Here is a 12101-nt window from a genome sequence, read left to right as displayed (position 1 = left end):
TCAAAGGAGGCGGCCCTTCCGGTGGGACGATATTGAAAAGCCGCAACGCCGCAAGTACACTTGCCGGAATGGAAAGCGTCACCAAGTTCAGATTGCTGGCGAAGTTTGTTCTGGCTTGCCAGAACCTCAAGATTTCCGAAGCGGCGGCTGGACACGGTCTTGGAACCTCCACATTCAGCACAGCGCTGAAGACGCTCGAAACGCGCATCGGAATGCGCCTGTTCTCGCGTCAGGGCGGACATCTGCGGATGATGCCCTCTGCTTTCTGGCTTTACAGGGATGCCTGCCGTATCCTTCAGCTGGAACATCAGGCCCGGCACTATGCCGGTCAGGTCGAGGCCGGGCCGCTGGAAAGGCTTGTCGTCGATATCGATCTTTCCTTTGCGATCGGCCGGCTGTCGAAAGCCGTCGACAGGGCGATCCATCGCATGGGCACCCTTGCGCCGCAGACGCTGATCGAATGCCGTTTTGCCGATTTCCGGACGCCTGAGGCCGCGCAGGAAGGCGGTCTTGGCGCGCGCATACCGCGCGAATTGAGTGCGCGGATCGATATCTTTTCCTTTCCCGAGATAGAGCTGAGCGGCCCCATCGTTTCCGATGAACTCTACCAGGACCCCTGGGTTTCGGTCAGTGCCAGCGCCGGCGAGGCACCGCTCAATATCGTGACCGACAAGCTTGCCGTGACCCGGATGCGTCCCGCGCTTGCCAATGCGATCGCCCGCTATGTGGAGGTGAACGGCCTCGGCAACCCGCTTCTTCACATCGATGCGGACCCCTATGATCTCGGGGATCTCGTGCTCAAGAAGCCGCATCTGCGGTTTCTGATGCCCGCCTCCATGCTCTCTGCGCGCATGGGCTTGCATCATGTGGAGGCGACGCCGCTCAGTCCGCCGCTCACATCGACGATCGGAGCGCGGATCAGCGGCGCACTTGCCGGGCGTGGCGAAACCTTTCTTGCGCTCGTGAAGGAGAACCTCGCCGCGCCGGAAGACAATATCGTCTTCGAGCCCGAAGCAACGATGCGGCAGATACAGCTCTTCAATCTCGCCTGCCGCAGCGGCGGGATTTCGGCTGCGGCACGGGTTGCAAACCTCTCCCAGCCCTCCGTTTCGGTCCAGTTGAACAAACTGGAGAAAAGCATCGGAAGCGCGCTTTTCAACCGGCGCAGCGATGGCAGCGCGATCGCGCAGACAGGCGACCGGCTGCTGCCCTTCACGCTGGAAATCGAGGCGCGGGAAGCGGCGATGCTCAGGCTGTCGCACGATATCGCGGCCCATACTCAGGCAATCGTATCCATCGGGACGCTGCCAAGCTCCGGTCACGACAGTGCGCTGACCGCCCGCGTGGCCGCGATGGCGACGCGGGTGCACGCCAGCAATCCCGACTGGCGCCTTGAAATCACAGAGGCGTCCAACGCCGTGCTCAACGATCTGGTCCACTCGGGAGCGCTCAATCTCGCCATCGTCGGCGTTGCAGGCACCAAGGTTGGCAAGATCGCCCTGGGGCCGGGCGAGCCGCTTTCAGTCGTCGCCAATCCGGCGATCGTTCTCGGCGACAAGGAGGCGTTGACGCTTGAGGATGTCTGCCAGTTGCCGCTCGTCATGGGCAGCCGGCACCTGAGTATCCACCAGAGCATCATGGCGGCCGCAAGAGCGCGAAATCTCAGGCTTCAGCCGGTGGTCGAGGCCGGTTCATTGCCGCTGGCGATTGCCATGGCAAGACGCGCGCCGCTCTGCACCATCCTGCCCGCCTCCTCGGTACGCCGCGATGTGGCCGAGGGGCGGCTTAAAACCGTGCCGATTGCAGCGGAAGACATTTCCGGTCAGCTTTCGGTCATCTTTTCCATGGACCGGGCGCTCTCGGCGGCGGAGCGCGCGATCATTCAGGTGCTCGTTGCCGCCTTTGCCCATTCCCCCAAAGAACTGGATGTGCCCGCGGATGACGATCGCCTTTTCACGAACGATTGATGCTTTTCTCCTCGACCACCACGTCATGTCGGTCGCGACGTCAGATGCGGATGGACTGTGGGCTGCAAGCGTCTTCTATGTGGCAGATCGCGCGGCGCGCCGGCTGCTGTTCTTCACATCGGCTTCGACGCGTCATGGTGCCGCCTTGTTGCTGCACGGTGCTGCGGCGGTAACCATCGCCGGCCAGGACCGCGATATCAGCCGGCTCTGCGGCCTGCAGGCAAGCGGCAGGACGGCCATGCTGGACGGTGAGGAGGCAAGGAAAGGCGAAGCGATTTTCAAGGCCGCCTTTCCGGAAGCATCCGGCGCAAGCGCGCAGCTCTGGTCGTTCTCTCCTGCCATGATCAAGCTCACGGACAATGGCAGGGGCTTCGGTCACAAGGAGCGCTGGAGCGCCGGCGATTGAGTGTCGCGAGCGCACGCATTCCCGTCCCGCAGGGTCTCAGCCTGACGCTCCTGCGGCCGCTGCCGGCTTTTGTTCTTGACGCTGCGCCTGTCTTCACAACACCGGTGTCGGCAGCGGCTTGCCGGAGAAATGGGCATCGAGATTGTCGAAGACCAGTTTTCCCATCGCCTTGCGCGTTTCGTAGGTCCCCGAAGCATGGTGCGGCTGCAGGAGGACGTTATCAAGCGCGAGGAAGCGCGGGTTGAGGTTCGGTTCCCCTTCGAAGACATCCAATGCCGCCGAACCCAGCTTGCCGCTTTCAAGGGCGTCAAGCAGTGCGTCTTCATCGATATTGGACGCGCGCGAAATATTGATCAGCATGCCTTCCGGACCCAAGGCCTCGATCACCTGCTTGCCGACGATATGGCGGGTCGCGGCCGATGCCGCGAGCGTCACGAACAGGAAGTCGCAGCTCTCTGCAAGCTTTTCTGCGCCCTCGACGAAGGTCCAGTCGGGTGCATAGTCCTTAGCCGCGACATCGCTGTAAAGGATATCCATGTCGAAGCCTGAAAGCCGTCGACCCACCTCGTAGCCGATGCGGCCAAGGCCCAGAATGCCGGCACGCTTGCCATGGACGCGATGCTTGAGGGGATAGAGCCCTTTCGATGCCCAGTTGCCGCTCTTCACCCAGGCTTCCGCACCGATCATGCCGCGCGAAAGACACATCATCATTGCGACGCCGAGGTCCGCAACGTCCTTGGTCAGCACATCGGGCGTATTGGTGACGCGTATGTTGCGCGCGCGGGCGGCATCGAGATCGACTGCGTCATAGCCGACGCCATAAACGCTGATGATCTCGAGCGCCGGCAGCGCCTCGATCATGGCCCGGCTCGCTCCCAGTTCGCCGCGGGTGGCGATGCCGCGGATCTTCTGCGCATGCTCCTTCAGGAAAGCCTGCTTGTCCTCCGCCTCGAAATAGCGGTGCATGGTGAAGCGTGCATTGAGGCGTTCATCATCCCAGATCGGATATGGACCGACCTGCAGGATCTCGACTTTCGACATGGGTGTTCTCCAATTTTGTTATCGATATCATATTGTTCTAAGAAAAGAGCCGCCTGCGTGTGCGCCGGCGGCCCGAAAGTTCAGCTCAGGTGATTTCGGTCGAGCAGTTCCAGAAACAATGCGGAATGATCGAGGTCGCCGCCGTCGAGACGGCTCACCAGGTCGGCAAACCGGTCACGCTGCAACGTCGTCAACGGAAGGGAAAGGCCCATGTTCCGGCACTCTGCAAGCACATTGTCGAGATCCTTCAGCTGAAAGGCCGAGCGGCCGCCGGGCGTGAAATCGGAAGATTGCATGCGTTCGCCATGCTGCTGAAGAATGACCGAGTCTGCAAAGCCGCCCTTGAGCACGGCCCGAAAGCGCGCCGGGTCGATGCCGCCTTCACGCACCAGCAGCGTTGCCTCGGCGACTGCGCCGATGGTGATGGCAACGATTGCCTGATTGGCGAGTTTCGCAAGCTGGCCGCTGCCGGAGGGGCCGAGAAGGATCGCCCTGCCCATCGGTTCGAAAACCTTCGCTGCACGCGCGAAAGCCTGTTCCTCGCCACCGGCCATGATGGCAAGCGTGCCATTCTGCGCGCCACGGGTGCCGCCGCTGACGGGGGCATCGAGATGGCTCACGCCCAGATCGGCCAGCCGGCGGGCATGCGCGCGCGCCTCTTCAGGCTTGATCGAGCTCATGTCGATGACGATCGCGCCTTCGAGGATCCGCTCTGCGGCGCCGCTGCCGAACAGCAGATCTTCGACCGCCGAACCATCGGACACCATGGTGATCACGATATCCGCCCCGGAGACGGCATCTGCCGGCGTGTCCGCAACCAGAGCGCCTGCCTCTCGAACCGTGCCGGTCTTACCGTTGCTCCGGTTCCACACGGTGATCGGGAAGCCTGCCTTGAGAAGGTTGAGGGCCATTGGCGCCCCCATCAGTCCAATGCCCAGAAAGGCGATTTTCATCGTCATCTCACCCCAGTTTGCAGCCATTGGCGGTGACATAAACCGCATAAAGCGAGCTGGACGCGGTGATGAACAGACGGTTCCGCTTTTCACCCCCGAATGTCAGGTTGGAAACCAGCTCCGGCAGATGGATCTTGCCGATCAGGGTTCCGTCGGGATCGTAGCAGTGAACGCCATCTGCCGCGCTGGTCCAGATGCGGCCGCAGCGATCAACCCGGAAGCCGTCAAACAATCCGTTTGTGCAGGTGGCAAAGACGCCGCGGTCTTCCAGCGCATTGTCCGCGCCGACCCAGAATTTTCTGATATGGCGCGGTCCGCCATCCTTGTGCGTCGCGCCGGTATCGGCGATGTAGAGCAGGCTTTCGTCGGGCGAAAAGGCGAGGCCATTCGGTTTTTCGAAATCGTCAGCGACGCGGGCGATCCTGCCAGTTTCGGGGTCGATGCAATAGACATGGCAGCCCGCGATCTCCTGTTCGGCGTAGTCGCCCTCGTAATCATGCATGATCCCGTAGGAGGGGTCGGTGAACCACACCGTACCATCGGATTTCACCACAACATCATTGGGCGAATTCAGCCTTTTGCCCTCGAAACGGTCAGCCAGCACCCGGGTCTGACCGTTAAAGTCGGTGCGCGTAACACGTCTGGCACCATGTTCGCAGGTGACCAGGCGCCCCTGATTGTCGACGGTATTGCCGTTGCTGTTGTTCGAAGGCTGACGGAAAACGCAGGTCTGGCCGCTCGCCTCGTCGTAGCGCATCATGCGGTTGTTTGGGATGTCGGAGAACAGCACAAACCGGCCCGGCGCAAACCATGCAGGCCCTTCCAGCCAGCGCCCTCCGGTCCAGAGGCGCTCGACCCGCGCATGCCCCACAAAGCACGCTTCAAACCTGGGATCGAGCACTTCAAACCCGGTTCCTTCCAAGATGCCGTACATCACTCCCCCCTTGTCACCTGTGCTGGCCGGCCAAGCCCAAGAAATCTCTATGATATCGATAACAGATATGCTATCTGCGTCAAGTGAAAGCCCGGAACAAGTTGGATTTCGGCCGTGCCATTTGCGCCAACTCCGGCGGTTGCGTCCGTGCAACATTGACACCTGTCCGGTACTCGGACCAGAAGAAATCGTATCGAAGAGGGCCGTGGATCTTACGCTCCACGGCGAGGTTGGGTTCTACGGGGACTTAGATTGGCAGCAGGTAGCAGGAATAGTGGCCAACGAGGCGGGCAGCGACCGCAGGCTGCGCCGACAATGGCTGACGTCGCGCAACGGGCGGGCGTATCGACGATGACGGTGTCGCGGGCCTTGAAGAAGGACAGCCACGTCTCCGACGAAACGCGGAAGCGGATTCTGTCTGCTGTCGACGAGCTTGGCTATGTGCTCGACCAGTCTGCCGGCTCGCTTTCCTCGCGCAAGACGGGCTTCGTGGCGGCGCTCGTGCCGTCCATCAACAACTCCAATTTCTCCGAAACGGCACGCGGCATCACCGAGGCGCTCGAAGGGTCGGGCCTCCAACTGCTTCTTGGCTATACCGACTATTCCAGGGAGAAGGAGGAGCAGCTCATCCAGTCGATGCTGCAGCGGCGGCCGGAAGGGATCATTCTGACCGGCAGCGCGCATACCCCGAGCGCGCGGCGGATGCTCGTCAATTCCGGCATTCCCGTTATCGAGACCTGGGAGATCCCCGAGGATCCGATCGATAGCGTGGTCGGGTTCTCCAACAGTGCCGTGACGCGCGACATGGTCAAGGCACTGGCCGCGAAGGGCTACAGGAAATTCGGCTATATCGGCGGCACCACGACGCGGGACACCCGCGGCAACATGCGCCGGACCGGCTTTCTCGATGCGATCAGGGAACTGGATCTGGAGCCCGGCAGGCTCATCTCCTTCGGCGTTCCGCCGATCTCGATAGAGCAGGGCGCGCAGGCCATCGTTTCGATGCTCGAGCGCTGGCCGGACACGGAAGCGGTGATTTGCGTATCCGACCTCTCGGCCTTCGGCGCCATCATGGAGTGCCACAGGCGCGGCATCAAGGTGCCGGATGACATCGCGATTGCGGGTTTCGGAGACTACGAAATTTCGGCCTTCTGCCATCCCCGCATTTCCACGGTGAATGTCGGCTGTCTTGAAATCGGCCGTCTTGCCGCCGAAAAGCTGCTGCGGGTGCTGGCAGGTGAGGAGGCCGGCGGCGACGAACTGATACTGACGCCTTACAAGGTCATTCTGCGCGAAAGCACCTGACCATCTGCCCTTGCCGCAGGCTGTGACGGCAGGACACAAGATGCGGCAGGCTCTGCCGGTTTTGCCGGTTTTGTCGGGTCTGCCATTGAACATATTCGAAGAGGAAAACGATTTGTCCCACACCCGCCCCGCCACCGCCCTCAGCCACAACGGCGTCATGACGGCTCTTGCCGCCGCTGTCGCCAAGGCCGAGGAAATCAACGTGCCGCAGAACGTCGTGATCGTCGATCAAAGCGGCGTGACGCTGGCGATCTTCCGCATGGACGGCGCCAAGTTCACGTCGATGAAGACTGCTCGGGCGAAAGCCATCACGGCGGCATCCCTGAATACAGCGACGGGACAGATGGCGCCTGAATTCGCTGTTGCGGCCGCGATCGCAACCGATGGCGAGGTCATTAACCTCAAAGGCGGCCTTCCGATCCGCTTCGGCGGGCTGCTCGCCGGCGCGATCGGTATCGGTTCCGGCACGGGCGATCAGGATGTCGTCGTTGCGACGGCGGCACTTGAGGCGATCGGCGCCGATACGGTCTGATCCTGCTCACAAGCGAAAGTGGTCGCGCAGCCGGTCTGCGCATTTTCAACTTGACACTCTGAAATGTTATCGATAACATAAAATCATATTCGAGAATTCGGGAGGAGTGCTCGATGGTTGACGCAAATCTCGTGGAGTTTCGCGCGATCACCAAGATATTCGGTGGAACGCGCGCGCTGTCGGAGGTCACGCTTGCTTTGCGGCCAGGGGAAATCCTCGCCCTTCTCGGGGAAAACGGCGCCGGCAAATCGACACTCATCAAGACCCTGGCGGGCATCCACAAGCCGGACAGCGGCGAAATCCACTTTCGCGGCGAGCCCTATGTGCATCGCCCGCCCAGGCCGCTTCAGCGTCAACCGGTCGCCTTCATCCATCAGGACATGGGGCTCATCGAATGGATGACCGTCGGCGAAAATGTCGGCCTCGCCCAGGGGTTTTCGCTCCGTTCCGGACTGATCGACTGGTCCTCGACCGATGACCGCGCTGCTGAGGCCCTGAAGCTCGTCGGCTGCGATTTCGATCCCCAGACCCGGATCTCGAGCCTCACCAGAACAGAAAAGGCGCTCGTGGCAATTGCACGGGCGCTTGCGACGGACGCCGATGTTCTGGTTCTCGATGAGCCGACCGCCAGCCTTCCCGCAGACGAGGTGGAGCGGCTCTTCGATGCCATTCGTCCGCTCAAGGAGCGCGGCGTCGGGATGATTTATGTTTCTCACCGCCTTGATGAGATCTTCCGCATCGCCGACCGCGTCGCGGTCCTGCGCGACGGCAAGCTTGTCGGCGAGAAGCCCGTGGCGGATACCACGCCGGGCGAGCTCGTCGAACTGATCGTCGGGCGCAAGACGGAAGAGCTTTTCTTCCGGGCAAAGCTGAAGCAGGGCGGGGTTGTCGCGCGTGTCAATGATCTCACCTCCGACGGAGTCGGCCCGGTCAGCTTTGACATTCACAGAGGCGAGCTTCTCGGCCTCGTCGGCCTGCGCGGCGCGGGCCAAGAGGCTGTCGGCAGGGCGCTTTTCGGAGCGGTCGAATTCGGTGGCGAGATAACGCTCAACGGAGAGGTGCCGGACCTGTCCTCGCCCCGCAGCGCAATGAAGGCCGGGATCGGCCTGATTGCCCGTGACCGTGCCGAGGAATCGGTCGCGATGCCGCTTTCGGTGCGGGAAAACATGTTCATGAACCCGGGCGCTGTCGGGCGAAGCCTGTTCAAGTTCCTCAGCCATGGCAGCGAGGCCGCCCTGACCGCCACCATTGGCGAAAGCGTCGGCCTGCGCCCGAATGATCCGGAGATCGCGGTCGAAGCGCTTTCGGGCGGCAACCAGCAGAAGGTTGTCGTCGGTCGCTGGCTTGCCACCGGCCGCAAGCTTCTGATTGCAGAAGATCCGACAGCCGGCGTCGATGTCGGCGCCAAGGCGGAAATCTACAGGCTGATTGCGCGCGCGGTGGAGGCCGGGCTCGCCGTCGTCGTCGTGTCCACGGATTTTGAAGAGGTCGCCAATATCTGCAACCGCGCGCTTGTGTTTTCGCGCGGCCAAATCGTGCGCGCCCTGGAGGGCGATGAATTGACGACACAGGCGCTGATCACAGCGGCCTCCGCTTCCGAAGCGGCCTGAACGGGAGGATAAAATGCAATCACTGGAATCAACCGCCCTGGAACCCACCAGAGCGGAACTCAAGGGTCTTTCGGCGGCACAGCGGATCGGGCGTTTTCTGCCTGTCTATGGTCTGGTCATTCTCACGGCGCTGTTGATCATCCTGTTCTCGATCATGCTGCCGAATACCTTTCCGACGCTGCTGAATGTCCGCTCCATCATCTCGGACAAGGCCATCATCGCGATCCTGTCGCTGGCGGCGATGATCCCGATGGCGGCAGGGCGGATCGACCTGACGGTCGGCTACGGTATCGTTCTCTGGCACATTCTGGCCATCAGCCTGCAGACCGTCTTTGGGATTCCCTGGCCGGCTGCCGTCCTCATCGTGCTCGCGCTCGGCAGCCTGACCGGCCTCATCAACGGCTTTCTCGTTGAAGTCGCAAAGATCGATTCCTTCATCGCCACGCTCGGCACCGGCACGGTGCTCTATGCGATCGCGCTGTGGCACACCGGTGGACGGCAGGTCGTGGGCGTCCTTCCGCAGGGGTTCTACGACCTCAACGGCACCATGATATTCGGTCTGCCGATCACCGGCTTCTATGTGCTCGGCATAGCGCTGCTGATGTGGATCGCGCTCGAATATCTGCCGATCGGCCGTTACCTCTATGCCATCGGGGCCAATCCCAAGGCCGCCGCCCTGAACGGTATTCCGGTCCGCAAATTCGTCATCGGCGCATTCATCAGCTCGGGCTTCCTGTCAGCGCTGGCAGGGGTCCTCCTGGCCTCCAAGCTCCGGATCGGACAGGCGAGCGTCGGGCTTGAATATCTCTTGCCGGCTCTCGTGGGCGCGTTTCTCGGGTCCACAACCATCAAGCCCGGCCGCGTCAACGTCTGGGGCACGGTGGTTGGCGTGATCATCCTGGCCGTGGGTATCTCCGGCATCCAGCAATTCGGTGGTTCTTTCTTCGTCGAGCCGCTGTTCAACGGTGTGACGCTTCTGGTCGCCATCGGCATCGCGGGTTACGCCCAGCGTAAACGCGGCGCCAGCACCAAACGCGCCGCGCCAAAATAGGCTTCACGGGAGCGGAAGTCCTTTTTCAAACGGGAGGAATACATGAAACGCAGAACTTTTATTCAGATGATGGCGGGAACGGCTGCCATGCTCGCGCTGGCAGGGCCGGCCCTGGCGGATGCGATGTCGGATGCCAAGAGCTTCGTCGACAGCTATGCCACCCAGGTCACGACCTGGGACGGCCCGACCAGCGGCCCGAAGGCCGAAAGCGGCAAGACCATCGTGGTGCTGGCCGCAGACATGAAAAATGGCGGCATCCTGAAAGTGGTAGATGGTATTGGTGAAGCAGCCGACTCTGTCGGCTGGAAGGTGACGACGCTCGACGGCGCCGGCTCGATTGCCGGCCGAACCGCCGCCTTCGGGCAGGCCATGGCGCTGAAGCCCGATGGCATCATCATCAATGGTTTTGATGCCGTCGAACAAGGCCCCGCCATGGAGCAGGCCAAGGCTGCCGGCATTCCGATGGTCGCATGGCATGCAGCGCCTGCCGCTGGCCCCGATGCCGATCTCGGCATCTTCACCAATGTCACCACCGATCCGATGAATGTTTCCAAGGCGGCTGCCGACTGGGCCTTCGTTGATGCCGACGGCAAGCCGGGCGTGATCATCTTTACCGACTCGACCTATGCCATCGCCATCGCCAAAGCCGATGAGATGAAAAAGCAGATCGAGGATCTCGGCGGCACGGTGCTCGAATATGTCGATACGCCAATTGCTGAGACGTCCCAGCGCATGCCGCAGCTTACCACCTCGCTCCTGCAGAAATACGGAGACAAGTGGACGCATTCGCTGGCGATCAACGACCTATATTTCGACTTCATGGGGCCGTCGCTTGCAGCAGCAGGCCTGCCGGGCGATGGCGCTCCGGTCAATGTCGCTGCCGGCGACGGTTCGGAAAGCGCCTATCAGCGCATCCGCGCCGGGCAGTATCAGGCCGTCACCGTGGCGGAACCGCTTTACCTGCAGGGCTGGCAGCTCGTCGATGAGTTGAACCGGGCCTTCGCGGGCCAGGACTGGTCCGGCTATATTGCGCCATTCCACGTGGTGACCAAGGACAATGTCGAATATGACGGCGGACCGGAAAACACATTCGATCCGGGCAATGGCTATCGCGACGAATACAAGAAAATCTGGGGCGTCCAGTAAGCCTCAGGCGGGTCCTCCCCCGCAGATGAAACGCCCCGGTCTTGCGGCCGGGGCGTTTTCAATGGGATGCACTTCAGCAGGTGGCCGGCGCCAGGCCGGCGTTATTCGAAAGCCAGCTGCACCTTCATTGATCGCGCGCGGTCGCTGGCGGTCTCGAAGGCATTGACGGCATCGGAGAGCGGATAGGTTTCGGAAATGAGCGGCTTGACGTCGACCAGCCCCTGATTGAGGAGATCGACCGCGAGGCCATATTCCTCATGGAAGCGGAATGATCCTCGGATATCGATCTCCTTCGACACCACCATGTTTTGCGGCAGGCCGACTTCACCGCCAAGGCCGAGTTGCACCAGCACGCTGCGCGGGGCAAGCGCCTGCAGGCCGCTGGCAAGCGCGCGGGCGTTGCCGGAGGCCTCGAACATGACATCGAAATAGCCCTTGCCCGCCGCATAGGCCGCGAGATCCTCAGGCTTGTTCGCAACATTGATGACGCGGTTGGCGCCGACAGCCTGGGCATAGGGCAGAACCTCATCCAGAACATCGGTCACGACAATCTCCCGCGCGCCATGGGCGCGGGCGGAGACGATGCACAGCGCGCCGATGGGCCCGCAGCCGGACACCAGAACGCGCTTGCCCAGAAGCGAACCCGCACGCGAAACGGCATGCAGCGTCACCGCCAGCGGCTCTGCCATCGCGGCCTCGCCAAGGGAAACATGGTCGGCGACCTTGTGGCATTGCCAGGCTTCGGCCACCAGAGTTTCACGGAACGCGCCCTGGATGTGCGGCATCGGCATGGCGCTGCCATAAAAACGCATGTTCATGCAGTGGTTCTGCAACCCCTTCAGGCAATATTTGCAGGCATTGCAGGGACGGGAAGGGGAGATCGCGACACGATCGCCGACAGCGAACTGGCTCACGCCCCGGCCAAGGGCGGTAATCGTGCCGGCGACCTCATGGCCGAGGATCATGGGGTGGCGGATGCGCACATCGCCGAAACCGCCGTGATTGTAATAGTGCAGATCCGAGCCGCATATGCCGCCCGCGCCGATGCGGATTTCCACCTGACCGGGACCGGCGGCCTCCGGTTCCATGTCTTCAATGCGCAAGTCCTTTGCAGCATGAATAATCGCAGCTTTCATCACGACCTCCCATTGTGAGC

At 61.8% G+C, this 12101-nt stretch carries 11 protein-coding genes; 7 read left to right on the top strand and 4 right to left on the bottom strand.

Annotated features, from left to right (window positions below; genetic code table 11):
- Window positions 1-32 precede the first annotated feature (32 nt).
- Together HPQ62_RS16160 and HPQ62_RS16155 are read left to right on the top strand one after the other, a co-directional pair.
- On the top strand, window positions 33-1967 hold the full coding sequence (locus tag HPQ62_RS16160) for a LysR substrate-binding domain-containing protein (protein ID WP_174803605.1): 1935 nt from the start codon (window positions 33-35) through the stop codon (window positions 1965-1967).
- The gene (locus HPQ62_RS16155) at window positions 1939-2373 is read left to right on the top strand and encodes a pyridoxamine 5'-phosphate oxidase family protein (protein ID WP_174803604.1); all 435 of its coding nucleotides are present in this window, start codon (window positions 1939-1941) and stop codon (window positions 2371-2373) included. Before HPQ62_RS16160 ends, HPQ62_RS16155 begins: the two co-directional genes overlap by 29 nt.
- A 93-nt stretch (window positions 2374-2466) precedes the next feature.
- Here HPQ62_RS16155 and HPQ62_RS16150 read toward each other — a convergent pair whose 3' ends face one another.
- The 3 genes from HPQ62_RS16150 to HPQ62_RS16140 form a co-directional block, all read right to left on the bottom strand.
- Window positions 2467-3414, bottom strand: coding sequence for a 2-hydroxyacid dehydrogenase (locus HPQ62_RS16150; RefSeq protein ID WP_174803603.1), 948 nt, complete (start codon window positions 3412-3414; stop codon window positions 2467-2469).
- 80 nt (window positions 3415-3494) lie between these two features.
- A complete protein-coding gene (locus HPQ62_RS16145) occupies window positions 3495-4373 on the bottom strand; it encodes an NAD(P)-dependent oxidoreductase (RefSeq protein WP_206678097.1) in 879 nt (292 codons plus the stop codon).
- A 1-nt stretch (window position 4374) separates the two neighbouring features.
- A complete protein-coding gene (locus HPQ62_RS16140) occupies window positions 4375-5301 on the bottom strand; it encodes an SMP-30/gluconolactonase/LRE family protein (RefSeq protein WP_174803660.1) in 927 nt (308 codons plus the stop codon).
- 315 nt (window positions 5302-5616) lie between these two features.
- Here HPQ62_RS16140 and HPQ62_RS16135 point away from each other — a divergent pair, with 315 nt between their 5' ends.
- The 5 genes from HPQ62_RS16135 to HPQ62_RS16115 all read left to right on the top strand — a co-directional run bounded on the left by HPQ62_RS16135 (window position 5617) and on the right by HPQ62_RS16115 (window position 10945).
- Entirely contained in the window at window positions 5617-6606 is a 990-nt protein-coding gene (locus HPQ62_RS16135; RefSeq protein ID WP_174803601.1) for a LacI family DNA-binding transcriptional regulator, read from the top strand.
- A gap of 112 nt (window positions 6607-6718) precedes the next feature.
- A complete protein-coding gene (locus HPQ62_RS16130; protein WP_244629734.1) occupies window positions 6719-7138 on the top strand; it encodes a GlcG/HbpS family heme-binding protein in 420 nt (139 codons plus the stop codon).
- Between the two features lie 113 nt (window positions 7139-7251).
- Complete coding sequence (locus HPQ62_RS16125; RefSeq protein ID WP_174803599.1) at window positions 7252-8748, top strand: sugar ABC transporter ATP-binding protein; 1497 nt, start codon at window positions 7252-7254, stop codon at window positions 8746-8748.
- A 13-nt stretch (window positions 8749-8761) separates the two neighbouring features.
- Window positions 8762-9799: an ABC transporter permease gene (locus HPQ62_RS16120; RefSeq protein ID WP_174803598.1), complete on the top strand. Its 1038-nt coding sequence runs from the start codon at window positions 8762-8764 to the stop codon at window positions 9797-9799.
- Window positions 9800-9841: 42 nt separating this feature from the next.
- Window positions 9842-10945, top strand: a complete 1104-nt coding sequence (locus HPQ62_RS16115) for an ABC transporter substrate-binding protein (protein WP_174803597.1) — start codon at window positions 9842-9844, stop codon at window positions 10943-10945.
- A 101-nt stretch (window positions 10946-11046) separates the two neighbouring features.
- Here the strand turns inward: HPQ62_RS16115 and HPQ62_RS16110 are convergent, their stop codons facing one another.
- Window positions 11047-12081 (bottom strand): L-idonate 5-dehydrogenase, encoded by a 1035-nt coding sequence (locus HPQ62_RS16110; RefSeq protein ID WP_174803596.1) that lies wholly within the window; start codon window positions 12079-12081, stop codon window positions 11047-11049.
- Window positions 12082-12101: the final 20 nt, after the last annotated feature.

The sequence above is a fragment of the Martelella limonii genome (assembly GCF_013344475.1).
Lineage (GTDB): Bacteria > Pseudomonadota > Alphaproteobacteria > Rhizobiales > Rhizobiaceae > Martelella > Martelella limonii.
The sequence above is the reverse complement of the archived record's forward strand: the minus strand, read 5'-3'. Positions and strand labels throughout refer to the sequence as shown.

Coding starts and splice junctions, on each gene's coding strand:
- HPQ62_RS16155 (WP_174803604.1), top strand. CDS start 1,939: ATGACGATCGCCTTTTCACGAACGATTGATGCTTTTCTCCTCGACCAC.
- HPQ62_RS16150 (WP_174803603.1), bottom strand. CDS start 3,414: ATGTCGAAAGTCGAGATCCTGCAGGTCGGTCCATATCCGATCTGGGAT.
- HPQ62_RS16145 (WP_206678097.1), bottom strand. CDS start 4,373: ATGACGATGAAAATCGCCTTTCTGGGCATTGGACTGATGGGGGCGCCA.
- HPQ62_RS16140 (WP_174803660.1), bottom strand. CDS start 5,301: ATGTACGGCATCTTGGAAGGAACCGGGTTTGAAGTGCTCGATCCCAGG.
- HPQ62_RS16135 (WP_174803601.1), top strand. CDS start 5,617: ATGGCTGACGTCGCGCAACGGGCGGGCGTATCGACGATGACGGTGTCG.
- HPQ62_RS16125 (WP_174803599.1), top strand. CDS start 7,252: ATGGTTGACGCAAATCTCGTGGAGTTTCGCGCGATCACCAAGATATTC.
- HPQ62_RS16120 (WP_174803598.1), top strand. CDS start 8,762: ATGCAATCACTGGAATCAACCGCCCTGGAACCCACCAGAGCGGAACTC.
- HPQ62_RS16115 (WP_174803597.1), top strand. CDS start 9,842: ATGAAACGCAGAACTTTTATTCAGATGATGGCGGGAACGGCTGCCATG.
- HPQ62_RS16110 (WP_174803596.1), bottom strand. CDS start 12,081: ATGAAAGCTGCGATTATTCATGCTGCAAAGGACTTGCGCATTGAAGAC.